This window comes from Hyphomonas sp. UBA4494 (assembly GCF_002388935.1).
GTDB lineage: Bacteria > Pseudomonadota > Alphaproteobacteria > Caulobacterales > Hyphomonadaceae > Hyphomonas.
In genome coordinates this window covers 57416-80594 of sequence record NZ_DGNK01000017.1, presented here as the reverse complement: position 1 = coordinate 80594, position 23179 = coordinate 57416, and the positions used below count along the sequence as shown (strand labels likewise).

The window sequence follows — 23179 nt, the reverse complement described above, 5'->3', positions numbered from 1 at the left end:
CTCGCCTTGCCGAATTTCGCACGCTAGGTGTCGTTCCACACAACGATAAGGGAGCGTGTCATGGCAAAAGGTGATCAGCCGGTTCTGGTTGGCGTGGGACAAAGCCTCAGCCAGTGGGATGGAACAAGCGGACCAGACGGTGCGCCGTCGCCCCTGTCACTCATGGTCGACGCGTCCAAGGCGGCTCTATCTGACAGTGGTGCAGACCTCGCCAAGGCCATCGACACGATCGCGGTTGTTCGCATCTTTGAAGATTCAGTCGGTGGCGCACCACACCCGCATGGACATAACACCAATCTTCCCGGCACGCTGGCGCGCGATATTGGCGCTGCACCCGACAGGCTGATCTATGAAACAGTTGGCGGTCAAAGCCCGCAGGCCCTTGTCAATGAGATGGCCGCGCGTATCCATGCGGGCGATGCTGACTGCGTGCTGATTTCCGGTTCCGAGGCCAATCGGGCCTCAAAGGGCGCGCGCCGGAATAATGTGGAAATTGACTGGGCCGACAGCGCTGATGCGGATTACGAAGATCGCGGCATGGGCCCGATGATGCTGTCGCGTGAAGAAATCAAGCACGGCATCGTCGCGCCAGCTTATTTCTATGGCCTGTTCGAAAACGCCATCGCCGCCCGCGAAGGCCATTCGCGAAGCCAGCACCGCAAGGCCATGGCCGAACTGTTCCAGCCCTTCTCTGTTGTTGCCGCAAAGAACCCATATTCTCAATTCCCGGAGGAACGCTCGGTTGAGTTTCTTTCAACACCGTCCAAGGCGAATTACGAGTATGCTGATCCCTTCCTGAAATGGTTCATCGCCCAGGACGCTGTGAACCAGGGCGCTGCTGCGATCCTGATGAGTAGCTCCAAAGCCGACGCAATGGGTATTCCGGAAGACAAGCGTGTCTATCTTCACGGCGCAGGCGAAGCCGCCGACGATCTGATCTCGCTGCGCCCAAGACTCGACGGCTCATGGGCGATGCAAACCGCCATAGATCGCGCATTGGATCAGGCTGCAAAGCCCCCCGGCGATATCAAGCATCTGGATCTCTATTCCTGCTTTCCGTGCGCCGTATTCTCCTCGACCGCCGCGTTGGGCATCGACTGGAAGAATGATCCGCGCCCACTCACCCTGACGGGCGGCCTGCCCTTCTTTGGTGGCCCCGGAAACAATTATTCCCTCCACGGCATCGCCGAAATGGTGTCGACCCTTCGCGCAGATCCCGGCAGCTATGGCCTTGTGCTCGCCAATGGTGGCTGGATGACAAAGGAAGCGGTCGGGATCTACTCAACACAGAAGCCGACCCGTTTCGCACCCGCAAAATCCTATGCAACACCAACCGAACAAGTCCCACTTTGTGGCGAGGATTGCGAAGGCACGCTGGAAACCTTCACGGTCACGCATGGCAAGGTAGGACCGAACAAGGGCATCGCGTTCGTACGCCTCGATGATGGGCGCCGCGCACTTGCCGTCGCATCCCCCGCTGCGCTCGCGACGTTACGTGAAGATGCCTCGCCCGTCGGCCGCAAGGTTGCCGTCAGCGTGGATCTTGAAAAGGAGCGTGGCACGTTCAGTTTCATCTGACCGAGCCGCTTGCCCCGCCCCCCGGTTTCGACCAATCTCCGGCGCATGACGAAACATTTCAAGACATTCGGCGTCATTGGCGGCGGCGCATGGGGCACAGCGATTGCCCAGATGCTGACCCGTGAGGCCCAGGACGTGCTGATCTGGTGCCGCGAGGCGGAGGTGGCCGAAGCCATCAATACGCACCACGAAAACACCGTCTTCTTGCCGGGCGTACCTTTGAACCCCGCGCTCAAGGCGACATCGGACCTCGCAGACCTGCACCTGATGGACGCGCTCTTTTCTGTCGCCCCTGCCCAGCACACACGGGCAACCTTGCAGGCGCTGAAAGAGCATATCCGCCCCGGCACACCAGTTGTCCTCTGCTCCAAAGGCATCGAACTGAAGACAGGCGAATTCATGACGCAAGTGCTGGCCGACGAGCTGCCCGAAGCGGTTCCGGCTGTCATGTCCGGGCCGAGCTTCGCCATCGATGTGGCCATGGGCCTGCCGACGGCTGTGACCTTTGCCATCAAAAATGAAACCCTTGGCGCCGAACTGATCGCCGCTGTTGCGACCCCGAATTTCCGCCCTTACCTCGCGCATGATCTGTTAGGCGCAGAGATCGGCGGCGCGGTGAAGAATGTGCTCGCCATTGCGTGTGGTATCGCACTCGGCAAGGGCCTGGGCCGCTCGGCTCATGCAGCGCTGATTGCCCGCGGCAGCGCGGAAATGACCCGGCTCGCTCTTGCCCTGGGCGCCGAGCGCGAAACCCTTTCCGGCCTGTCAGGGCTGGGCGACCTCGTCCTGACCTGTTCTTCCGAGACGAGCCGCAACATGAGCTGCGGACTGGCGTTGGGCAAAGGTGAGCCCCTTGAAGACATCATGGGCGCGCGAAACGCCGTGACCGAAGGCGTCGCAACCGCGCCGGTTCTGAAACGGATTGCTGCAGAACGCGGCGTCGACATGCCGATCTGTGATGCAGTTGCGGATGTGATTGAAGGCGCAATCAGCGTCGATGAAGCAATCCAACGCCTGCTGATGCGTCCGAACAAGGTTGAAACAGTCTAGGACGGGTTTACCGACATCAAGCCCGTCACACCGGGGTTTTCACCAGTTCGAAATGAGACCGGACGGTGGGTTTGTCGTCCGGAGAAACCGCGACACCGGTCTTGATCAGCTCGATCATATGACCAAGCACAGACATGGCCGCGGCTGGATGCAAGCGCTTGTCGACTTCGGCGTACATCACCTTGACCATTTCAGGGATCGAGGACTGACCCGCCCGAAGCTGGTCAAGAATGGCAGCTTCGCGAGCCCGGCGGTGGTTGGCGTATTCCGTGATGAAATGGTCGACGAATTCGCGGCCACGCACCGGATCGCCATGGGTCGGCCAAAGCGTGTCGAATTTCCTGGATTGAATCTTGTCGAGGCTGCGCATGTAATCGCCCATGTCCCCATCCGGCGGCGCGACAACAGTCGTGGACCAGCCCATGATGTGATCACCCGACAGACACGCATTCTCTTCGCGCAAGCCGAAGCAGAGATGGTTGCAAGTGTGACCCGGCGTCTCAATCACATCGAGTGTCCAGCCGGGGCCCGAAATCACGTCGCCATCGCCAACTTTGACATCCGGCATGAAGCCAAGGTCGTCTGCACTGCCAAGCTCGCCCTTGGCGGTCGGTACGCCGCAATTTTTCGCGTAAGTCTTGCAACCCGCCCACTGCGCCAAAGGCGTCGCCAGGGGGGAATGGTCGGAATGGCCATGAGTGACCAGAACGTGGGTGACCGTCTCCCCCTCCAGCGCCCGCTTTAGGGCTTCGAAATGCTCAGCATCTTCCGGGCCGGGATCAATGACAGCCACTTCGCCATGACCGATGATGTAGACGCCGGTGCCAACATAGGTGAACGGCCCGGGATTGTTCGCGATTACGCGGCGAATGAGCGGGGAAACCTGCTCTACGATGCCGTATTCAAACTCGATTTCGCGAACGTAGGGAATAGCCATATTATTCTAGTCTCTTGCAGCGATCCTGGCTTGCCGGAGCGATCAGCGCTTCTTCGAAGCAAAGGCGACGGCAAAGGCCTGCGCCATGCGACGTGTAGCCCTCAGCTTGGCGCCAAGCTTCAGCGCCACGGGCGGGCCCATATCCGTCTTGTTTGCATCGACGATGTAGATTCGTCCGGATGAACGGTCACGTAGGACGTCAACGCCGCCCCAGTCCAGTCCGATCGATGCAGCAAACCGCTCAATCACGGCAATTTCATCGCTCGTGTAGCAATTGCGAGGCTCGTCGAGCAAAACCTGAACATTCTCGTTCAGGAAACGGCGCTCCAAGGGCCGACGCTTGCGGAACACGATGACGGGTGAGCCGGCCACGATGCAACAGCGCAGATCCTCGACCAGACCGCCTTCGATCTCATTGTCGACGAGGCGCTGATAGGTCTTGCCCGGCAGGGGCGTATCCAGCGGACCTTCCAGAATCCGGCCATCATGCGCGGCATTCAATTCAGACTTCTCGACCATGCGGCCCTGATGGGTCGTAGGGTCAACCGCGAGAGAATATCCCGCAGCCTCACCGAAAGCGGCTGCGACGGTCGATTTTGAAATATCATCACAGGTGAAATTGACCAGTTTCGCCCCATCACGAACCATCGGGACCGTATTGTCGGTTTCGGTGGAGTCATCAAACTGCATGACAATGTCAGCGGTCGCGACGTCATCAATCAATTTGGCACCTGACACATGTGTCACGGGCCAGATGAAATACCATGGGCGTGGCTTGTCAGGATAGAATGCAATCGTGGGGCGCTTGTGTCCGGTGACCCGGCGCCAGGTGCGCCATGTCTGCGCAAAGAAATAGAAGCAGAACCAGGTGAAGATGTCGTGCGCGAGCGAAAATGTGAGCGGAACGCGGTGCCCGGTCTTCTTCACCAGCATGGCGCCGTCATCGTATTTGAAATCGGTGATCCACAGACGATCGCTCATCCATTCCACTCCTCTTGCGCATACAGCCTCATGGCCAGCGCCTCCCTGTCTTGGCCTTCGCATGACCGGTCATCACTGACAACACACATAATGCGGCGCAAGTGTGACCACTTGCTCACAACATCTGTGAGAAGGATGGTCACAGCAGCGATTGCAGACTCGACAGATCATAGCCCGCATCTGCGGCAGCATCGACGATTTCCTGACCTGTACCCTGCCCGGCATGAGTCAGGGCCCATGCCGTAATGCATCGTGTCCCGGTGCGGCAATACGCCAACACCGGCTGAGGCGCTTCGTTCAGGATATTGCTCATCCGCTCGACGACTTCTGGGGTGGGGGCGCCTGAGAAAGGCAGTGCCACAAAGGCCAAACCCAGGGATTCGGCTTTGGCACGAATCGCGCCCATACGGGGCTGGTCCACGCCGCCTTCACCATCTGGGCGGTTCGCAACAATGGTTTTGAAGCCTGCAGCCTGAATTTGGGCAACATCCTCCTCGTTAATCTGGGGGGCGACAGCAAAAGCTTCCGTAACGCGGCGAATATCGGCCATATTTTAGTGTCCCTGCCTGAGTCTGCGGTCTTGATCGGCTGTCGCTACAAGCTAAGGATTGCTGATCGTTATGCCAAGCGTCGGTGACGGCGGCATGATCAAATTCCTATTACCAGCAGCGGAATAACTTAAGTACGTGTCCTCATTTCAACGTGTCATCAGCCGAATTCCGTGGGCCTATACGTTCAGGCGTCTGCTAATTGCAATCCCCACAATGCTTGCCATCATAACGATGGCGTTCTTCATGATGCGTGCCGCGCCGGGCGGTCCGTTCGATGGTGAGCGGAAACTGCCGCCTGCGATCGAACAGGCCCAACTCGCCTATTTCGGCATGGATAAGCCCGTTCACGAGCAGTATTTCGACTATGTCGGCGGCGTGCTGGCCGGGGATTTTGGCCCGTCCTACAAGACGCTTGGCAAGAGCGTGAACGACTTGATTGCAGACGGCCTGCCCATCTCCCTCACCATCGGGTTTCTCTCCATGGGTCTGGGAATAGCGGTGGGTACAATGCTGGGTGTTTTTGCGGGACTCAGGCAGAATTCAGCGGCGGATTACAGCGTCATGGGGATCGCCATGGCAGGCATTTCGATCCCCACCTTTGTTACCGGACCGATCCTAATTTTCATCTTTGCCCTCGGGGCTGGCATCTTCGCGGTTGGCGGTCTCGGAACCTATCCGAATATCGGGATGAACTGGCACAATATGACCTTGCCCGTAATTACTCTGGCCCTGCCACAGATTGCGATCATCTCCCGCCTCATGCGCGCCTCGATCATCGAGACAATGCGTTCCAACCATATCCGCACGGCGCGTTCCAAAGGACTGACCGAACGCCAGGTGATTGCGCGTCACGCCCTGCCATCGGCCTTGCTGCCACTGATCTCGTATGCCGGCCCCGCAATGGCACGCGTCATGACCGGGTCAGTGGTGATCGAAAAGATTTTCGGCCTGCCCGGCCTCGGCTCATATTTTGTCGATGGTGCCCTGAACCGTGACTACACGCTCGTGATGGGCGCAATCATTGTCTATGCGGGCCTGATCGTACTGCTCAATCTTGTAGCAGACATTCTCTACGCCCTGCTTGATCCGAAAGTGAAGTACGATTGATGACGGATCTTGATCCTCTCCTCGACCCGACTGGTCGCATCGAACCGGTTCAGAATGCCATTATAGGGGGACGCTCGCTCTGGGAAGATGCCCGGGCGCGCCTGTTCCGCAACCGCGCCGCCGTCGTCTCCATGTGGATTCTCGGCTTCCTCATTCTGTTTGCAGTCGTCGGGCCATTTGTCTGGGTCCACAAATACAGCACCATTTCTGACCTGCGCACCATTGCGCCGACGCTGGAAGGCCTGCATCCGCTCGGAACCGACCTGCAGGGACGAGACCTGCTTGCGCGCCTGATGATCGGCCTGCGTATCTCACTCATGGTCGGCATTGTCGCCACGGCTGTCAGCCTCGTGATCGGCGTCAGTTGGGGTGCGACGGCAGGTTATCTCGGTGGTCGCGTCGACAATTTCATGATGCGCATTGTCGACGTACTCTACGCTCTGCCCTTCATCTTCTTCGTGATCCTGTTGCTGACGGTGTTTGAGCGCAACATTGTGCTGATCTTTGCAGCCATCGGCGCGATCGAGTGGCTGACAATGGCGCGGATCGTGCGCGGCCAGACACTGGCCATCAAGGGCAAGGAGTTCATTGAAGCCGCGCGCGCGTCTGGGGTCAGCCGCAAGGACATCATTGTGCGCCACATCCTGCCGAACGTGATCGGCCCGGTTGCCGTCTATGTCACGCTGACCATCCCGGTGGTGATCCTCGCCGAAAGCTTCCTGTCCTTCCTCGGCCTCGGTGTGAACGAGCCCCTTACCTCACTTGGCGTGCTGATTTCGGATGGCGCACACCGGATGGAAGAAAAGCCCTGGATGCTGCTGGCACCCGCCGTCACGATGGCAGTCACCTTGTTGTGCCTCAACTTTATCGGTGACGGCCTGCGCGATGCGCTGGATCCGAAAGACCGCTAGACAGTTTTCACCTGGCACCTGGACAGACTGGACCAAATGCCCGTCACACAGGGAAAATCTTGGTGTTCAGGGTGGCCTTTGCTGGTGCGCTGAGGCAAGAGATTCGCGGGTAATTTGAAAGAGCAAACGATGGCAAAATCGATGACCAGCATCGTTCCGGTACTGATGTGCGGTGGAGCAGGCACGCGGCTCTGGCCGCTGTCGCGAAAGAGCTATCCCAAGCAATTTGTTCCCCTGATCGGCGATACATCCCTGTTCCAGGCATCCGCGCTGAGATTGACCGGAGGCGCCTTCACACCGCCGCTTGTCCTCACCAATGCGGATTTCCGGTTCATCGTGCAAGAACAGCTCACCGACATCGAAATCGATGACGCTTCCATCATGATCGAGCCAGACGCGCGCAACACGGCCCCGGCAATCCTGGCTGCAGCACTGCATCTGCAAAAGACCCAACCAGATGCCCTGATGCTGATCGCACCATCCGACCATGTGATCCCGGACAGTGATGCATTTCTGGAGTCAATCAATGCGGCCGTCGATGCGGCCCAAAAAGGCCAGCTCGTCACGTTCGGAATCCAGCCCACACATCCCGAAACCGGATACGGATATCTGGAGCTCAGCAAGCCGGTGGACGACTACAGTCTGTCCCCCATCAAGTTGAAGCGTTTCGTGGAGAAGCCCTCTGCGACCAATGCCCTTAAAATGGTGAATAGTGGTGACTACCTCTGGAACGCAGGGATCTTCCTGTTCAGCGTCAAAAGCATTGTCGAAGCTTTCCAGAAACATGAGCCGGGCATGGTTGAATGCGTGAGCAAGTCTGTCGATGACCTGCAGATGGATCTCGGCTTTATGAGGCTCGATCCGGAGAGCTGGAACCGGGCCCAGTCGATCTCGATCGACTATGCCGTCATGGAACGCACCGAAAATCTTAGCGTCGTGCCATTTTCGGGCGGATGGTCAGACCTTGGCGGCTGGGATGCCGTATTGCGCGAAACCGGGCCGGACAAGCATGGGGTTTCGACCAGCGGACATGTCACGGTCATGGATTGCCAAGACTCCCTGATCAGGTCCGAAGATAATGGACTGGAAGTCGTCGGTATCGGTCTGAAGAACATCATAGCCGTTGCCATGCCGGATGCGGTGCTGATCGCAGATGCGTCCCGCGCACAGGACGTGAAACTGGCCGTTACCGAGCTCAAGGCCAAACAGGCACGCCAGGCCGAGCAATTTCCGCGGGACTATCGCCCCTGGGGCTGGTTTGAGTCCATTGCGATGGGCGAACGTTTTCAGGTCAAGCGCATCCAGGTAAAGCCGGGCCAGTCGCTGTCCCTTCAATCGCACCATCATCGCGCCGAGCACTGGATTGTCGTATCCGGAACAGCCAAGGTCACGATCAATGAGGACGTCAAGCTCGTCACCGAGAACCAGTCCGTATACATCCCTGTAGGATCCGTTCACCGGCTGGAAAATCCGGGGAAACTGCCCGTCGTCCTCATCGAAGTTCAAACTGGCAGCTATCTCGGTGAGGATGACATCATACGATACGAAGATAAATACGCGCGCGATTAGAGTCTGCGGAGTCGAACTTATTTGAATTCGAATGAATCTGCACCTTGCGGCACGAGGTGCGGCACTCTTATCTAAAAAGTTCCCCCATTTCAGACCCGAGGATGCCCGTTGGAACTCTTTGTCTTCCTTTGCAGCCTCATCATATTTGTCAGCTTTGCGCTGATGCCGCTGGCAAGGCGAGCAGGAGCTCCAATTCTCTTGATCGCACTTCTCATCGGCATGCTGCTGGGAGAAGATGGTCCAGGCCGTATTCAATTCAGTAATTTCAACTTTGCGTTCGACCTTGGCAGCGTGGCCCTGGCCGTCATCCTGTTTGCTGGCGGATTGGAAACTGGACGCAGCGTCTTCCGTTCCGCTGGTGCGCCGGCATCCCTACTCGCAACCATCGGTGTGCTGATTACAGCAGGCATCACGGGTGTTGCGGCCTGTCTATTCATGGGCCTGCCCTGGCAAGTTGGCCTATTGCTTGGCGCAGCGGTCGCCTCTACCGACGCGGCCGCGACCTTCCTTCTCGTTCAGCAAAGCGGCATAGCCCTGAGACAACGCCTGAAGGATACGCTGCTGTTGGAATCCGGCCTGAACGACCCGATGGCCATTTTCCTGACAGTGTCGCTTACCACGCTGGTCGCCTCCATACAGACCAATGCGCCGGCGGACCTCCCCGGCATGGCTCTGTTTCTGCTCATGCAAGCCGGTATCGGCATTTTGGGCGGCGTCCTTGGCGGCAGGCTTCTGGCCCGCATTCTTGATCGCCTTTTCCTGCCAATGGGCACGTATCCCATCATGACCCTTGCAGGCGCCCTCGTCATCTTTACCGGCGTGTCGCTGGTTGGGGGCAGCGGCTTCCTCGCGGCATATCTTGCCGGCGTCAGTTTCAAGGCCAAACTGAAGCGACCAATCGATCGCATTGTCGACTTCAATGAAGCCTTCCAGTGGCTCTGCCAGATGGTGTTATTCCTGACCCTCGGTCTGCTCGTTACGCCGAGTGCGCTGTTAAACGACATCTGGCCTGCCATCGGATGCGCCGCAGTATTGATGCTGATCGCTCGACCGCTCGCCGTATTTGCCAGCGTGGGATGGATGGGCTTTTCCTTCCGTGAGAATGTCTTCCTGAGCTGGGTGGGCCTGCGCGGCGCGGTACCGATCCTTCTCGCGATCTATCCCGTCATCGCACCAGGACCGATTTCAGTTGGCTTCTTCAATGTCGTGTTCGTGATCGTGACAATCTCGCTGACCATTCAGGGCTGGACGATTGCGCCGACAGCAGGGCTCCTTCGTCTGGGCCCGGAAGCCCAGACAAAGGAAACAACTGATACCTAGCGCAGCGCGATCTCGATATCATCGAGCAGATTGCGGACCCGTTTGGCATTCGCACCAAGATCAGACAGGCCGACCCGACTGGTTGAGCGCACATCAATGCGGGACCCGCCCTCTTCTGTCGGCTGGATACGGATCATGATGTCATCCTTGAAATCAAACCAGAAGCTCGTTTCGGTTGCCTCGATGCGACCGGCCGTCTCGTCACTGGCAACGATCACCCAACCGCGCTCCTTCACAAGCGTGAGGATGGCCTCGAATGCCGCTTCCGACGGAGCTTGAGTGATATAGGAATCAAGTTTCGGATAGGGGGCGTCCGCACGGTCATCCTGTTGGGTCGGATCGAATTCGGCCTCTTCCTGCAATTCGGACACGAGGCGCCCCGGAGTGCCCGGCCAACGGTCTTCGGCATATTCCGGAACGATTGGTGCAGCTTCGACCGGGTTCATGGCCTCAGTCTCGGCCCGGACGGCGAGCAGGGCATCGCTCGGCATGATCGGGTTGGACCAGTCGGTCTGAACGTCGTGGATCGGCGGCAAGCGGGACGCTTCCCCGCCAAACGCCGCGACGCGCCCAAAGCTGAGCCCGGCAATCAAGAGCGAGGCAAACGCCAGAATGAAAGCGCGTTTCCGGGGTGCTTTGATCAATGAGAGGATCACCGCGATCACTGAGACACCGAGCGCCACGAAGATCAGCTTGAGTCCCCAATTGATCGTCATCAGACCAAGCCCAACCTGCCAGTTCCACAGGCCCAGCTTGGTGCCAAGCGCTGCGATGATGAACCAGAAGACCGTAAAGATCGACAAGGCAAGCGACGCCTTGGCAACCGTGCCGCGCCAACCGGCATCCTGTGTCTGTTCTATCGTATCCATTGTGTTTCCAGCCCTCTCCGGATGATCCCTGTCACCTGACATAGATCACACTGCCCCTCTCAACCAGTCTCGTGGAACAGATTCGTGCGGAACAGCGTCCGCTCCTGCACGTTCAAACTGAACCTCTTCAACGTCAATTCGAAAGGAAAGACCATGGACCATTCCGGCAGCTATCTCCGCTTCGGCCTGATGATCACGACCTCCGCCATCGTCATGTTCGGACTTATGTATCTAAACACCTATGCCCTGCCCCATGTGCATTGGAGTGAAACCCGCTTCTACATGACCCTCATCATGGCCGCGTCGATGGCGATCGTGATGTTGGCCTTCATGCTCAACATGTATCAGGATAGCCGCAAGAACCTCGCAATATTCGTCGGCAGTGGCCTGCTCTTTGTTACCGCCCTGCTTCTGGTGCGCTCGCAAGCAACGGTAAGCGACCAATCATATATGCGCGCCATGATCCCGCATCATTCCATCGCCATCATGACCAGCGAAAGGGCGGGCATAGAAGACGTACGCGTTCGGCAATTAGCCGATGAAATCATCAAAGCTCAGAAGGTGGAAATAGCTGAAATGGAATGGCTGATCGATGACATCTCCAAAAATGGAAAAGCGGCCACTCCCGAAGAAGCGGCCGCCCGTCAGGTTCCCGAGTTCAGCCCGAACTAGGCCGTCGGCAGCTTGTAGTCCTTGAACTGGTTGCGCAGGGCCAGCTTGTTGATCTTGCCCGTGGCGCCAAGCGGAATTTCATCGACAAAGACGACATCGTCCGGTGTCCACCATTTGGCGATCTTGCCTTCCAGTTGGGCCAGCACGTCTTCCTTGCTCGGCGTTTCCCCCGGCGCGGCTTGAACCACCAGGAGTGGGCGCTCATCCCATTTCGGGTGATAGATGCCGATAGCCGCCGCATTGGCCACTTTCGGGTGGCCGACCGCGATGTTCTCGATGTCGATGGAGGAAATCCACTCGCCGCCTGATTTGATCACATCCTTCGCGCGGTCGGTGATGGTCATCGTGCCATACTCGTCGATATTGGCGACATCGCCCGTATCAAAATAGCCGTCCTCGTCTAGCACGTCGCCGCCGACGCCCTTGAAGTATCCAGCTGCAATCGCAGCGCCGCTCACCATCAACCGGCCAGACGTCTCGCCATCATTCGGCAGCACCTTGCCTTCGTCATCGACGATCTTGAGCTCCACGCCGAATGGCGGGCGCCCCTGCTTGAGCTTCTGCTCCATACGCGTGTCGATGTCGGCATTCACGAGATGGGGCGGCAAGGCGCCCAGCGTTCCCAGCGGCGAGGTTTCGGTCATGCCCCAGGCGTGGACAACGTCCACTTCATAATCCTGCTCGAAGGCACGAAGAATCTTCTCCGGAATGGCTGAGCCCCCGATGAGTACCTTCTTCAAGTGCGGCAGCTTCAGGTTGTTTTCCTGCAAATGTGTCAGCAGCATCAGCCAGACGGTTGGAACCGCGGCGGTGATCGTCACCTTTTCCGTATCCAGCAATTCATAGATGGATGCGCCATCCATCTGTGCCCCCGGCATTACCATGTTCGAGCCAACAGCAGGACAGGACAGTGCGAGGCCCCACGCATTGGCGTGGAACATCGGCACGACCGGCAGCACCACATCGTCAGCGCCCATGCCCATCACATCCTTGCCCATCGTGATCAGCGTGTGCAACACGTTCGAGCGGTGGGAGTAGAGAACTCCTTTCGGATCGCCTGTAGTGCCCGACGTATAACAAAGGCCACATGCGGTATCTTCCGGGAAGTCGCCCCAGCGGACCTCGGTCGAGCGACCATCAATCCAGATATCAAACGGGATTGCACCGAGAGAGTTTTCCGGCATCGTGTCAGCATCAGCGTATATGACGAAAGTCTTCACCGTCTGCAGATGGTCCTTGATGGCCTCCACAATAGGCAGGAAGGTCTTGTCGAAGATGAGCACCTTGTCTTCGGCGTGATTTGCGATCCAGGCGACCTGTTCAGGGTGCAGGCGTGGATTGATCGTGTGGAGCACCGCGCCAATGCCCATGGCGCCATACCAGGAGGCCATATGCCGTTCAGAGTTCCAGCCCAGCGTCGCCACGCGGTCGCCCAACTGAATGCCGCTATCGATAAGCGCATTCGAGACCTGCTTGGACTGGTCAAAGAGATTGGCATAGGTCGTGCGGACAATATGGCCTTCCACGCGCCGAGTGATGATTTCTCGTGTAGGATTGATGCGCTTGGCGTGTTCGAGGATTTTGTTAACCGTCAGCGGCCAGTCCTGCATGATACCCAGCATGGTAAGTCTCCCTGTAATGTTTTTGTCTTCGGCAATAATTGCCTGATTTAGAACCGGTTTATGCGTGCGATTGCTGCAGCGCAAGAAGAGGACCACCCGAATGAACCACTCCGCACTGCTTGTTATCGCTCTCATCCTGCTGTCTGGCTGCGGCCCGTCAAGCGATACCCCACAGTCAGGGGCTGTGGAGCCCGCAATCACCGAAGCTTCTGCGCGCATGCCCCTGCCCGACTATTTCGACTGCCTGCGTGAAAACGGAGGCGTGGTGATCGCCGCGCATCGCGGGGGCCCTGCGCCGGGCTATCCTGAGAATGCCATTGAGACGATGCAGTTCAATTTCGACCAGGGAGTCCGGGTCTTCGAGATTGATGTCGCCGAAACTCGAGACGGCGTGTTGACCCTGATGCATGATGACCGGCTGAACCGAACGACGACCGGCCGGGGCTATGTCTCCGATATCAGCTGGGAAGAACTGTCGGGCCTGACCCTGGTCGACAACGATGGTCGTCACACGCGTTTTAGCCCGCCCAAGCTGACCGACGCCCTGGTCTGGGCCCGAAACAGCGGCGCCATTCTGGAACTCGACCGCAAGAAGACCACAAGCTTCGCCAATATGGCCAAGGCCGTCTATGCGGCGGGCGCGGAAGAGAACATCATCATGATTTCCTACAATGATGACGAAGCCGCCGAAATCGCGGCCATCGACCCCCATTTCATGATGACCGCCTCGGCACGCGGCGGCCGTGACATTGCGGCACTTGAGGCACGCGGTGTGGACTCCCGTCGACTGATCGCCTGGACCGGCACTGGCCGCCCCGATGCCGCAGCCTGGGATCGCAATGCCCGCAATGATGTCGAATCCGCTTTCGGCACGCTGGGTCGTTCTGGCGAGCGATTGGACGATATCTATCTGGCCGACGGCAACGGATCAGAGTTTCAGGATCTTGCCGATAAAGGCCTCGTCATGCTGGCCACCGACCGACCGCTCGAAGCGGCGGCGGCAATGACCGCAGATGACACCGCCATCGCCGCGTGTGGTGGCTAGGCTCGGGCAGAAACCATCCGTTGCCAGAGCACAAAGACCACGGGCACAACCAACTCAATACCCAGCGCGACCATCTGGTCCTGCGCGGGCTGACCGACGGTCATCACTGAGACAAGACGACCGAGCCCTCCGATAAAGATGGCTGCGCTAACCACCAGAAGAAGCCGCCCTTGTTTTTCGATGGATGGAATGATCGACCAGATCAGGAAGCTCACCACAAGATACATACCGGAGAAGTACCGATACTGATTGTCCAGTTCTGTCGTGACGCCTGCCGGGGACAATCGTTCCGCCCCGTGCAGAAAGCCCATCAGGGCAAAAATAACGGGAATGAGTGAGAAAATGCCAAGGGCAATCTGAAGTCCGCGTTTCATTATGTGGTGTACCTCCCCTAATGGCGCATCGTTTCCGTACGCCCTGCCGTCACTTACTCACGGCAAATGTCTGGTGACAATGATTGACGCAACGTCTTCCCAGGAGTATGAGGCGCGCGGGCTCTGGGACGCCCGCCGCTCGCAAGGCCTTTGGTCTTTCGGTGAAGATCCCCCCGGCGCACTCCGCGCCGCGACTTTTGATCACGGAACACCGGTCCATCCGGCAGTCCCGCGGCAAGGCGAGCCCCGCTGAGAAGTGACTGCCCGGACAAGGATGTTTCCAATGTCTATTTCTATAACAACGCGCGAACAGGCCAAGGCCCGTGCCCGCGACATTCGGACAGAACAGGCAAATGCCGGTACGTCCATCTCACATGCGAGAGCACTTGAACTCGTCGCGACTGAACTCGGCTACCGCGACTGGAATACCGCATCGGCGCGCCTGTCGAACAAACCCGAGGCACCCTGCCAGCTGGGTGACCGCATCTCGGGCCGCTACCTCAAACAATCCTTTGAGGGTCGCGTCCATGCAGTCCGCGAACTGGCGGGTGGGATGGAGTACGAAGTCACCCTGCACTTCGACACGCCGGTAGATGTGGTTGAGTTCGAGAGCTTCTCGGGATTTCGCCAGCGCGTAACCGCCATGGTGAGTGGTGATGGCGTGTCATGGGCAAAGACCAGTGATGGCGTCCCGCACCTTGTCATCGAAGCCGTCTCGAACGGAATCGTTTGATCTGGCAGCGGAACGCTACGGATAGAGTCGACCGGTGGTCCAACCCTCGTTTGAGCGGACAAACTTCAGCCGGTCGTGCATCCGGAAAGCCTGGTCCTGCCAGAACTCGATCTCGACCGGCACGACACGGAACCCGCCCCAGAATTTGGGGCGGGGAATGTCTGGTCCGTCGCCGAAGATTTCCGATAGTTCAGCCACGCGCTGTTCGAACTCGGCCCGATCGGCCAGTGGACGCGACTGGTCAGACGCGATGGCGCTGATACGGCTCTGGGCGGCGCGGGTGGCGAAATACTCATCGGCGGCCTCTTCGGAGACTGGCATAACCGTCCCGCGCACCCGCACCTGCCGGCGCTGGCTCTTCCAATGAAAGCCAAGCGCTGCTTTGGGGGTCTCGGTCAGTTGCTGGCCTTTAGCACTTTCGAGATTGGTGAAGAAAACAAACCCCGCCTCAGTCACCTCTTTCAGCAATACAATACGGACATCCGGCATGCCGTCAGCGTCCACGGTCGCCAGAGACATTGCGTTGGAATCATTCGGTTCGGCTTCGCGCGCCGCCGCCATCCACTCTTTGAACAGGGCTATCGGGTCAGCCACGTCTGGAATCAGGGGTTTTCCCGACGGGTCGGTCAGATAATCCGTCGCGCTGGGTGAAGGGGGAATGATGTCGGGTTGGTCGCTCTGGCTCATCGATCTGTCCGCTCGTCAGGCTGTGGGGGCTGGCCGTCATATAGGCCAATCGGGCGCGGAGTCATACCGCTACGGCGGCGACATCCTGCGGCATAGGCGCATGGCCGCTTGCCCTTCTCTGACAAATTCGTCATTGATGCCGCGAAATCACCCTATGCAAGAAGGACTCTCCCATGAAAAAGCCCGTGAAAGTCGCTGTAACTGGCGCTGCAGGCCAGATCGGTTATGCGCTCCTGTTCCGCATTGCCGCTGGAAACATGCTTGGACCTGACCAGCCGGTCGACCTTCACCTGCTGGAAATCACGCCTGCGCTCGGCGCGCTCGAGGGCGTGGTCATGGAATTGAATGATTGCGCCTTCCCGCTCCTGAACCATATCATCGCCACTGACGACCCGAATGTTGCGTTCAAGGATTGCGACTTTGCCCTGCTCGTCGGCGCGATGCCACGCAAACAGGGCATGGAACGCAAGGACCTGCTGTCTGCAAATGGCGGCATCTTCGGCCCACAGGGCAAGGCGATCAATGATCATGCCAGCCGAGACGTGAAAGTGCTTGTCGTCGGCAACCCGGCAAACACCAATGCCCTGATCGCACAACAGAATGCGCCTGATCTGGATCCGAAATGCTTCACTGCCATGGTCCGCCTCGACCACAACCGCGCGATGAGCCAACTGGCTGAGAAGACGGGCGCCCACAATACCGACATCAAGAAGATGACAATCTGGGGCAACCATTCCTCAACTCAGTACCCAGACCTGCATCACGCCACCGTCAAAGGCGAAGCTGCCCTCTCAAAGGTCGATCAGGACTGGTACGAAAACACGTTCATCCCGGACGTGCAGCAGCGCGGCGCAGCCATCATCAAGGCACGTGGTGCCTCTTCGGCCGCTTCGGCTGCGTCAGCCGCCATCGATCATATGCGCAGCTGGGCCCTCGGCACCGAAGCTGGTGACTGGGTGTCCATGGGCATCCCGTCTGACGGCTCCTACGGCATTGAGCCGGGCGTCATCTACGGCTACCCGTGCACCTGCAAGGACGGCAAGTACGAGATCGTCCAGGGCCTCGAAATCGGTGAATTCTCGCGCGCCCGCATGGATGCGACCGAGAAAGAACTGCGCGAAGAACGCGAAGCTGTTCAGGACCTGCTCGGCTAGGCCCTGACTCAATACTGAAACGGGCAGCCATGTCTCACAACACGTTCGGCCACCTCTTCCGCGTGACCACCTGGGGCGAAAGCCACGGGCCCGCACTCGGATGCGTGGTCGATGGCTGCCCGCCTAATCTTCCGCTGGATGAGGCCTTCATTCAGCAATTCCTCGACCAGCGCCGCCCCGGCACCTCGCGATTCGTAACCCAGCGTCGGGAACCCGATCAGGTGAAAATCCTGTCCGGCGTCTTTGAGGATGACCGGACCGGCGGCCCTGTCACCACGGGCACGCCCATCTCGCTGATGATCGAAAATACAGATCAACGGTCGAAAGATTATGGTGAGATCCGTGATCGGTACCGCCCCGGTCATGCCGACTATTCCTACGATCAGAAATATGGCGTCCGTGACTATCGCGGCGGTGGCCGCTCCAGTGCGCGCGAGACTGCCGCGCGGGTAGCTGCAGGCGCGGTGGCGCGCCGCGTTCTTGGCGACGGAATCTTCTTGCGCGGCGCCGTCGTCCAGATCGGCCCCCATGCCATCGACCGCTCGCGCTGGAACTGGGATGAAACACAATCGAACCCATTCTGGTGTCCTGACGCCGAAATGGTGCCCGTCTGGGAGACCTTTCTGGACGAAACTCGCAAGGCTGGAAGCTCTGCTGGCGCAATTGTAGAGGTCGAAGCGACGGGGATTCCTGCCGGTTGGGGCGCGCCCATATACGGAAAACTGGACAGCGAACTCGCGGGTGCCATGATGAGCATCAACGCGGCCAAAGGCGTGGAAATCGGCGAAGGCTTTGCCGCTGCGGCTTTGTCCGGTGAGGAAAACGCCGACCAGATGCGCACTGGCAATGACGGCGCCCGTTTCCTGTCCAACCATAATGGCGGCATTGCGGGCGGCATTTCAACCGGTCAGCCGATCGTCGTGCGAATCGCAATCAAACCAACATCTTCCATCCTTACCCCCGTCCAGACTGTCACGCGTGACGGTCAGGAGGTGGACGTACGCACCATCGGACGGCATGATCCCTGTGTTGGCATTCGTGCGGTGCCGGTGGCGGAGGCGATGCTCGCCTGTGTGCTGGCCGACGCGAAGTTGCGACATAGAGGGCAGACGGGAAAATGACCGCAAATGCGCATGTCACAGTAAGTTCACATACCTGCTATCGGCATTGCACATTGAACCTGCTACCTCGCGTTCAGTATTCAAATAGCGATGGGTTGGCGTAATGGGTGGCGTAGAAATTTTCGGCATCATTGGATTTATGCTGGCGTGCTACGCCGTCGTCGCGAATGATTCGATCCAGACACTGGGGACGTTCCTGTCCTCGAACGCAAAGCGTCCCTGGTGGGTCCTTTGGATTTTTGCCAGCGCAATTTTGCTGGCCGTGCTCTTTTACGGGTATTTCAATGGTCAGGGAGACGTTGCCTACGAACGTCTCGACAAATTGTCTGTGCTGCCCGGTGAAGGGGATCGCACCGCGGTGCTGATGCCTGGCATTCAGTGGTGGCACGCCTTGCCTCCCCTGGTTCTGCTCTTCCTGACCCGATTTGGCATCCCTGTGTCGACGACCTTCCTGGTTCTGACCCTGTTTGCATTGTCAGGCGGGTCGGCCAGCGAGGGTATCCTCGAGAAAATGATCATCAAGTCAGCGATGGGCTATGTCGTGGCATTCGCGTGCGGCGCTGTGATCTGGGTGATAATTTCCCGCACGTTCGAGCGTTGGGTCTTTCACACGAAAGACGAATTGCCTTGGCCCTACTGGATCACATTCCAATGGCTGACCACGACTTTCCTCTGGTCACAATGGCTGATGCAGGATCTGGCGAATATCTTCGTTTACCTGCCACGGACGGTCACAGTCACTGGTGACGAGACGCATGTGGCCTTCTCGCTCGGCTACGTCATTTTCGGTGCGATCCTGCTTGTGGCCATCCAAGGCTACATCTTCGCCACGCGCGGCGGCCAGATTCAGAAGATCGTGGAACGCAAGATCAACACGGTGGATGTGCGCGCCGCGACGATCGTCGACCTGATCTACGGAATCATCTTGTTCCTGTTCAAAGAAGTCAGCAATGTGCCGATGAGCACGACTTGGGTATTCCTCGGCCTGTTGGCCGGTCGCGAACTCGCGATCTCCTACGTCGCGCATCTGCGCGAAAAGAATGAGGCCGTGAAAGACGTTCTCGGCGATGCCGGACGTGCCTTCCTCGGCCTCATCATTTCGATCATTCTGGCTTTTGCCATGCCCCTCATGGGGACAGGTAAGCTTCCGAGCTTCTAGCGCCGTTGGCGTTTAGGCGAACAGGTTAAAGATCGGATCGAGCGCGATCGCGAGACTTACCCCGACGACGCCTGCCAGTGCCAGCATGGCTCCCCGCAGGACGCGCAGGCTCGACTCGTTGAGGGTCAGGTCCCTGTGCGCCAGCCAGGAAACGTGATTATCATTATGATCTAGGACTGCCATAGGTGGCTCCTTTCATTCCTGGTACATAGTTCGTGTCACATGACCGTAACGTAACTGTCATATTACTGTCATGTTCCATTCGCGCAAATCAATATTTTTTCATCCAGGATTAAGCAGCGCTCGTAGCTCTGGAAAAAAGTTTCATTTCAAGGCGTTATGATGATCGCCGGAAGGTGCTGATTTTTGTAAGAAATGCCAGTGACTGCGTTTCAGGCACCAATTCTGCCAAATCGCATGCTTGTACGGCATCCCAGGACAGATAGCTTTTGTAGTATGGCTCGTGGAAACCGTGGGGAAAATATTCCAACAGTCCATCAAGGCCCGAATAGTCTCCAAATTGCGCGCTATCTGCCAGGATAAACAGACCGCCCGGCTTCAGGACTCGTCGAATTTCCGCCAGCACCTTCTCCCTCACGCGGGGCGGCAATTCGTGGAACAAGAAAATGGAGACCACCATATCGAGGCTATTGTCCTCTACGGGCATCGCCTCGGCCGCCTCGTGCAGGATCTCTACTTGTTTCCACGGTTTCAGACGTGTGCGGGCGGCGTCGGTATAGGTCGGTGACAGGTCCAGCCCGCTCGCCATTAACCTTGGATATACCTGCATCACTTGCGACAGGAAGCGGCCATTGCCGCACGCCACATCCAGCAGGCTGACACCGCGTTGGTCGCGTCCCCTGAGCTCCCGTGAAATCTCGGCCAGAACAGCGCGGCGCATCGCATCTGCTGTGCCAGTAAACAATGCTTCGACCTGAGTGTCATAGATATCGGCGCTGTCCTCGGTAAACCAGCCGCCGGACTGATAGTGGAAATTCTGGAGATAGTAGGCGGGATACCGGTTATGCCCGTTGGTCACCTGTTGCCGTACTTCCGTTCCATTGCGTTCCAATCTGCGCCGATCAACGTCCTCGACATCTTCCCGGAAAGCCCGCGCCGATCTCAACGCTTTCGGCAAATCCTTCAGGCGCACATCCGATGGCGCTGGATACAGCCCTGCCTCAACATTCAGGCGATCCTTGATGAACAGTTCGAAATAAGCTCGGCGCAGGACAGCAAGGTCGGGCTGGCCTCGGGTGGGCTGGAACGCTGGTTCGCCCGGGCGATCAAAGCCGCCGGCACGCCGACGCGCCGCGCTCATCTGCGCGCCATACCAAGCCGACCGCAGCCCTTGTGCAGCGGCGTAACGCGCCCGGCCGGCGGTGCGGTTGGCGATGTCGAACACTCCCATGCAGTCAATATGTGGCCAAGTGTACCCGGCGTCCAGTTTTCACCTACTGTTCAGGTTCAGCCCCGCAGTATGCTAGTCTGACACTGGCGGACGTGTATCCGCGACAAGGAGTATTGCGATGAAATCCCACTCGCTGTTCATCGGAGCGCTGGCCATGGCCAGTCTTGCCATACCGGCTACGGCCTCGGCCCAAAGCGGATATGGCTACACCTACAATCGCCCCGTGCAGAACGTCCAATGTGAGCGCCAGCGCAAGGATGACCAGTTTGCGGGCGTGCTCGTCGGCGCGATCGCGGGCGGCCTGATCGGCGGTGCAATCGGCAATAATGTGGATGATGGCGATGCGTACCACTACCGGGGTCACAGAGGGTATCGCGGCCATAGAGGCTATCGCGGTCATCGGCGTCACGGCGGATACCATCATGGCAACGGAAACTCTGATGAAGTCGCTGCGGGCGCCATTCTTGGCGCGATTGTGGGCGGTCTTGCTGGCGGAGCCATTGCAGAAGACACAAGCCGACCCTGTCAGGTTGCAACACCTTATGGAGCGGCCACGAGCGGTACCTATCCAGCCGGCGGCATTCCGCGCACGACCGACGGCCTGTATGGCGGTCCGGAGATCATGAACTATCCCAACACGCCGCCGCCAAGCCGCACTTATCCGGCGTCAACGACTGCGGGACCGACCCTGCCGCCCCAACCGGGCACAGATATCGAGTGCCGCACGATTGAGCGCGAAACGCGGCTGCCCGATGGTCAGGTCATCCGCGACCCGATCACCGCATGCCGCGATCCCTATGATGGCACATGGGAGATCAATGACGGTTTCGGGGACGAGAACTACTAGGCGCCGGAACTAGGTTCGCACCGCATAAAACAGGCGTTCTGCATTGCCGTCGCCCCCGGTGATAGGGCTTTGTGTCCATGACTGGATTGGCCACCCCTGCCCGGCCATCCATTCCGCGAAAACGTCCGCCGCCAAGTCTGCCTTTTCGGAATCTTTGACCAGTCCGCCCTTGCCGATGTTTTCCCGACCAACCTGGAATTGCGGCTTGAACAGGCCGACAATTTCCGCCCGCTCAGCCGCGAGCGACAGAGGAACGGCCAGCAGCTTTTCGAGCGCAATGAAGCTCGCATCGCATACGAGCAAGGAAGGCGTGTCGCCCAGCATCTCTCCGGTCAGGGTCCGGGCGTCTTGAGCTTCCAGGCTCGTGACGCGGTCCTCATCGGAAAGAGAGGAGTGAAGCTGGCCTCGCCCGACATCGACCGCAACGACATGCGTCGCACCGGCCCGCAACAGCACGTCTGTGAAACCGCCTGTGGACGCCCCGATGTCAAGGCAAACGCGCCCAGCCGGATCAACGCCAAAAGCGCTCAGGCCGTGCGCCAGTTTCAATCCCCCTCGCGATACGTAAGGGTGCGCCGGTTGTGCCTCGATGCGGTCGTCGCGTGACAGCATTTGCGATGGTTTGGTTACCACGACGCCGCCAGCCGTCACATTGCCTGCCTCAATCGCGGCGCGCGCAGAGGCTCGGCTGTCGAACAACCCCAGACTAACGAGCAATTTATCCGCGCGGTCCTTCACGATATGGAGCCTTCCTGCCAAATAGACGTTACGCCTATATCAGAACCCCGCTGACAGGAGACCCCCATGATCACTCGAACTGCAATCGCCTCACTCGCCATCGCCCTTGCCGCTTGCGGACAGCAAGGCGCGACCCCGCAGGAGATGCCCGACAGCGACAATGGCTTGCCAACGACAGACGAAATGCCCGGGCCGGATGAGGGCGTGTTCCCGTCCATGATGACCGCGACGGCTTCCATCATTGGCGCGGAAGGCACGGAGATCGGCACCGCGAATTTTCTCGATGGTCCGAATGGCGAAATGATTCGTGTTGAACTCAATTCCGGCAGCTTGACGCCCGGCTGGCACGGCATCCATTTACACGGCACCGGCACGTGTGAAGATGTTGGCGTGTTCAAGGCATCCGGTGGTCATCATGGAAAGATCGAAGGTGCGCATGGCCTGCTTAATCCGAAGGGACCGGAAGCCGGCGACCTGCCAAATATCTGGGTCGCGGAAGATGGTTCGGCCGGATATGAGGCGTTCACACGCCTGACCGCACTCGACTCCCTGTTGGATGAAGACGGCTCGGCGCTCATCATCCATGAGGCCGAAGACGACCACATGACCCAGCCTATTGGCGGCGCCGGTGCGCGAGTGGCGTGCGGCGTTATTCAATAGGCACCACCAGATCAGAAATATTGAAAAGCCGCGCAATTTCGCGCGGCTTTTCCACGATTTGGTGGTTGCGAAATTCCAATTCC

Annotated in this window: 24 protein-coding genes; 14 read left to right on the top strand and 10 right to left on the bottom strand. The window is 58.6% G+C overall.

Annotated features, from left to right (window positions below):
• The first annotated feature begins 60 nt into the window (after positions 1–60).
• Both B2P82_RS06545 and B2P82_RS06540 read left to right on the top strand, forming a co-directional pair.
• The gene (locus tag B2P82_RS06545; protein WP_290495920.1) at positions 61–1578 is read left to right on the top strand and encodes an acetyl-CoA acetyltransferase; all 1518 of its coding nucleotides are present in this window, start codon (positions 61–63) and stop codon (positions 1576–1578) included.
• Between the two features lie 45 nt (positions 1579–1623).
• A complete protein-coding gene (locus B2P82_RS06540) occupies positions 1624–2628 on the top strand; it encodes an NAD(P)H-dependent glycerol-3-phosphate dehydrogenase (protein WP_290495918.1) in 1005 nt (334 codons plus the stop codon).
• 25 nt (positions 2629–2653) lie between these two features.
• Here the strand turns inward: B2P82_RS06540 and B2P82_RS06535 are convergent, their stop codons facing one another.
• The 3 genes from B2P82_RS06535 to B2P82_RS06525 all read right to left on the bottom strand — a co-directional run bounded on the left by B2P82_RS06535 (position 2654) and on the right by B2P82_RS06525 (position 5096).
• Positions 2654–3565, bottom strand: coding sequence for an MBL fold metallo-hydrolase (locus tag B2P82_RS06535; RefSeq protein ID WP_206991157.1), 912 nt, complete (start codon positions 3563–3565; stop codon positions 2654–2656).
• Between the two features lie 42 nt (positions 3566–3607).
• Complete coding sequence (locus B2P82_RS06530; RefSeq protein ID WP_206991158.1) at positions 3608–4546, bottom strand: hypothetical protein; 939 nt, start codon at positions 4544–4546, stop codon at positions 3608–3610.
• A 139-nt stretch (positions 4547–4685) separates the two neighbouring features.
• A complete protein-coding gene (locus B2P82_RS06525) occupies positions 4686–5096 on the bottom strand; it encodes a protein tyrosine phosphatase family protein (RefSeq protein ID WP_034810871.1) in 411 nt (136 codons plus the stop codon).
• Positions 5097–5310: 214 nt separating this feature from the next.
• On the opposite strand from B2P82_RS06525, the gene B2P82_RS06520 reads away from it, so the two are divergent.
• The 4 genes from B2P82_RS06520 (at position 5311) to B2P82_RS06505 (ending at position 10004) form a co-directional block, all read left to right on the top strand.
• Positions 5311–6204: an ABC transporter permease gene (locus B2P82_RS06520; protein WP_414652016.1), complete on the top strand. Its 894-nt coding sequence runs from the start codon at positions 5311–5313 to the stop codon at positions 6202–6204.
• On the top strand, positions 6204–7115 hold the full coding sequence (locus B2P82_RS06515; RefSeq protein WP_290479824.1) for an ABC transporter permease subunit: 912 nt from the start codon (positions 6204–6206) through the stop codon (positions 7113–7115). Before B2P82_RS06520 ends, B2P82_RS06515 begins: the two co-directional genes overlap by 1 nt.
• A 129-nt stretch (positions 7116–7244) precedes the next feature.
• Positions 7245–8684, top strand: a complete 1440-nt coding sequence (locus B2P82_RS06510) for a mannose-1-phosphate guanylyltransferase/mannose-6-phosphate isomerase (RefSeq protein ID WP_290495914.1) — start codon at positions 7245–7247, stop codon at positions 8682–8684.
• A 108-nt stretch (positions 8685–8792) separates the two neighbouring features.
• Positions 8793–10004 (top strand): potassium/proton antiporter, encoded by a 1212-nt coding sequence (locus tag B2P82_RS06505; RefSeq protein ID WP_290495912.1) that lies wholly within the window; start codon positions 8793–8795, stop codon positions 10002–10004.
• Here the strand turns inward: B2P82_RS06505 and B2P82_RS06500 are convergent.
• Positions 10001–10873: a DUF1499 domain-containing protein gene (locus B2P82_RS06500; protein WP_206991162.1), complete on the bottom strand. Its 873-nt coding sequence runs from the start codon at positions 10871–10873 to the stop codon at positions 10001–10003. The genes B2P82_RS06505 and B2P82_RS06500 overlap by 4 nt on opposite strands.
• Positions 10874–11026: 153 nt before the next feature.
• Here B2P82_RS06500 and B2P82_RS06495 point away from each other — a divergent pair, with 153 nt between their 5' ends.
• On the top strand, positions 11027–11545 hold the full coding sequence (locus tag B2P82_RS06495) for a DUF305 domain-containing protein (protein WP_290495910.1): 519 nt from the start codon (positions 11027–11029) through the stop codon (positions 11543–11545).
• Here B2P82_RS06495 and B2P82_RS06490 read toward each other — a convergent pair.
• Complete coding sequence (locus B2P82_RS06490) at positions 11542–13167, bottom strand: long-chain-fatty-acid--CoA ligase (RefSeq protein ID WP_206991164.1); 1626 nt, start codon at positions 13165–13167, stop codon at positions 11542–11544. The genes B2P82_RS06495 and B2P82_RS06490 overlap by 4 nt on opposite strands.
• A gap of 100 nt (positions 13168–13267) precedes the next feature.
• On the opposite strand from B2P82_RS06490, the gene B2P82_RS06485 reads away from it, so the two are divergent.
• Positions 13268–14212, top strand: a complete 945-nt coding sequence (locus B2P82_RS06485; RefSeq protein WP_290495908.1) for a glycerophosphodiester phosphodiesterase family protein — start codon at positions 13268–13270, stop codon at positions 14210–14212.
• Here B2P82_RS06485 and B2P82_RS06480 read toward each other — a convergent pair.
• Entirely contained in the window at positions 14209–14586 is a 378-nt protein-coding gene (locus tag B2P82_RS06480) for a DUF4345 domain-containing protein (RefSeq protein ID WP_290495906.1), read from the bottom strand. The genes B2P82_RS06485 and B2P82_RS06480 overlap by 4 nt on opposite strands.
• Before the next feature lie 283 nt (positions 14587–14869).
• On the opposite strand from B2P82_RS06480, the gene B2P82_RS06475 reads away from it, so the two are divergent.
• Positions 14870–15319 carry a glyoxalase superfamily protein gene (locus B2P82_RS06475; protein WP_290495904.1) on the top strand — a complete coding sequence of 150 codons (450 nt, stop codon included), beginning with the start codon at positions 14870–14872 and terminating at the stop codon, positions 15317–15319.
• A 15-nt stretch (positions 15320–15334) separates the two neighbouring features.
• On the opposite strand, the gene pdxH is transcribed toward B2P82_RS06475, so the two are convergent.
• Positions 15335–16006: a pyridoxamine 5'-phosphate oxidase gene (pdxH, locus tag B2P82_RS06470; protein WP_290495902.1), complete on the bottom strand. Its 672-nt coding sequence runs from the start codon at positions 16004–16006 to the stop codon at positions 15335–15337.
• A gap of 173 nt (positions 16007–16179) precedes the next feature.
• On the opposite strand from pdxH, the gene B2P82_RS06465 reads away from it, so the two are divergent.
• The 3 genes from B2P82_RS06465 to B2P82_RS06455 all read left to right on the top strand — a co-directional run bounded on the left by B2P82_RS06465 (position 16180) and on the right by B2P82_RS06455 (position 19440).
• Complete coding sequence (locus B2P82_RS06465; protein ID WP_290495900.1) at positions 16180–17160, top strand: malate dehydrogenase; 981 nt, start codon at positions 16180–16182, stop codon at positions 17158–17160.
• A 29-nt stretch (positions 17161–17189) separates the two neighbouring features.
• Positions 17190–18281, top strand: a complete 1092-nt coding sequence (aroC, locus tag B2P82_RS06460; protein WP_290484250.1) for a chorismate synthase — start codon at positions 17190–17192, stop codon at positions 18279–18281.
• Between the two features lie 103 nt (positions 18282–18384).
• The gene (locus B2P82_RS06455) at positions 18385–19440 is read left to right on the top strand and encodes a hypothetical protein (protein ID WP_290495899.1); all 1056 of its coding nucleotides are present in this window, start codon (positions 18385–18387) and stop codon (positions 19438–19440) included.
• Between the two features lie 12 nt (positions 19441–19452).
• On the opposite strand, the gene B2P82_RS06450 is transcribed toward B2P82_RS06455, so the two are convergent.
• Both B2P82_RS06450 and B2P82_RS06445 read right to left on the bottom strand, forming a co-directional pair.
• Positions 19453–19623, bottom strand: a complete 171-nt coding sequence (locus tag B2P82_RS06450; protein WP_156947775.1) for a hypothetical protein — start codon at positions 19621–19623, stop codon at positions 19453–19455.
• A 154-nt stretch (positions 19624–19777) separates the two neighbouring features.
• Positions 19778–20851 carry a class I SAM-dependent methyltransferase gene (locus tag B2P82_RS06445; RefSeq protein ID WP_290495897.1) on the bottom strand — a complete coding sequence of 358 codons (1074 nt, stop codon included), beginning with the start codon at positions 20849–20851 and terminating at the stop codon, positions 19778–19780.
• Between the two features lie 118 nt (positions 20852–20969).
• On the opposite strand from B2P82_RS06445, the gene B2P82_RS06440 reads away from it, so the two are divergent.
• Positions 20970–21698: a hypothetical protein gene (locus tag B2P82_RS06440; RefSeq protein ID WP_290495896.1), complete on the top strand. Its 729-nt coding sequence runs from the start codon at positions 20970–20972 to the stop codon at positions 21696–21698.
• 9 nt (positions 21699–21707) lie between these two features.
• Here B2P82_RS06440 and B2P82_RS06435 read toward each other — a convergent pair whose 3' ends face one another.
• Positions 21708–22436: a TlyA family RNA methyltransferase gene (locus B2P82_RS06435; RefSeq protein ID WP_290495894.1), complete on the bottom strand. Its 729-nt coding sequence runs from the start codon at positions 22434–22436 to the stop codon at positions 21708–21710.
• Positions 22437–22502: 66 nt separating this feature from the next.
• Here B2P82_RS06435 and B2P82_RS06430 point away from each other — a divergent pair, with 66 nt between their 5' ends.
• Positions 22503–23096, top strand: coding sequence for a superoxide dismutase family protein (locus tag B2P82_RS06430; RefSeq protein ID WP_290479833.1), 594 nt, complete (start codon positions 22503–22505; stop codon positions 23094–23096).
• Positions 23097–23179: the final 83 nt, after the last annotated feature.

Coding starts and splice junctions, on each gene's coding strand:
- B2P82_RS06475 (WP_290495904.1), top strand. CDS start 14,870: ATGTCTATTTCTATAACAACGCGCGAACAGGCCAAGGCCCGTGCCCGC.
- B2P82_RS06450 (WP_156947775.1), bottom strand. CDS start 19,623: ATGGCAGTCCTAGATCATAATGATAATCACGTTTCCTGGCTGGCGCAC.
- B2P82_RS06465 (WP_290495900.1), top strand. CDS start 16,180: ATGAAAAAGCCCGTGAAAGTCGCTGTAACTGGCGCTGCAGGCCAGATC.
- B2P82_RS06545 (WP_290495920.1), top strand. CDS start 61: ATGGCAAAAGGTGATCAGCCGGTTCTGGTTGGCGTGGGACAAAGCCTC.
- B2P82_RS06455 (WP_290495899.1), top strand. CDS start 18,385: ATGGGTGGCGTAGAAATTTTCGGCATCATTGGATTTATGCTGGCGTGC.
- B2P82_RS06525 (WP_034810871.1), bottom strand. CDS start 5,096: ATGGCCGATATTCGCCGCGTTACGGAAGCTTTTGCTGTCGCCCCCCAG.
- B2P82_RS06535 (WP_206991157.1), bottom strand. CDS start 3,565: ATGGCTATTCCCTACGTTCGCGAAATCGAGTTTGAATACGGCATCGTA.
- B2P82_RS06510 (WP_290495914.1), top strand. CDS start 7,245: ATGGCAAAATCGATGACCAGCATCGTTCCGGTACTGATGTGCGGTGGA.
- B2P82_RS06515 (WP_290479824.1), top strand. CDS start 6,204: ATGACGGATCTTGATCCTCTCCTCGACCCGACTGGTCGCATCGAACCG.
- B2P82_RS06445 (WP_290495897.1), bottom strand. CDS start 20,851: ATGGGAGTGTTCGACATCGCCAACCGCACCGCCGGCCGGGCGCGTTAC.
- B2P82_RS06530 (WP_206991158.1), bottom strand. CDS start 4,546: ATGAGCGATCGTCTGTGGATCACCGATTTCAAATACGATGACGGCGCC.
- B2P82_RS06495 (WP_290495910.1), top strand. CDS start 11,027: ATGGACCATTCCGGCAGCTATCTCCGCTTCGGCCTGATGATCACGACC.
- B2P82_RS06520 (WP_414652016.1), top strand. CDS start 5,311: ATGCTTGCCATCATAACGATGGCGTTCTTCATGATGCGTGCCGCGCCG.
- aroC (WP_290484250.1), top strand. CDS start 17,190: ATGTCTCACAACACGTTCGGCCACCTCTTCCGCGTGACCACCTGGGGC.
- pdxH (WP_290495902.1), bottom strand. CDS start 16,006: ATGAGCCAGAGCGACCAACCCGACATCATTCCCCCTTCACCCAGCGCG.
- B2P82_RS06440 (WP_290495896.1), top strand. CDS start 20,970: ATGAAATCCCACTCGCTGTTCATCGGAGCGCTGGCCATGGCCAGTCTT.
- B2P82_RS06500 (WP_206991162.1), bottom strand. CDS start 10,873: ATGGATACGATAGAACAGACACAGGATGCCGGTTGGCGCGGCACGGTT.
- B2P82_RS06540 (WP_290495918.1), top strand. CDS start 1,624: ATGACGAAACATTTCAAGACATTCGGCGTCATTGGCGGCGGCGCATGG.
- B2P82_RS06480 (WP_290495906.1), bottom strand. CDS start 14,586: ATGAAACGCGGACTTCAGATTGCCCTTGGCATTTTCTCACTCATTCCC.
- B2P82_RS06430 (WP_290479833.1), top strand. CDS start 22,503: ATGATCACTCGAACTGCAATCGCCTCACTCGCCATCGCCCTTGCCGCT.
- B2P82_RS06490 (WP_206991164.1), bottom strand. CDS start 13,167: ATGCTGGGTATCATGCAGGACTGGCCGCTGACGGTTAACAAAATCCTC.
- B2P82_RS06485 (WP_290495908.1), top strand. CDS start 13,268: ATGAACCACTCCGCACTGCTTGTTATCGCTCTCATCCTGCTGTCTGGC.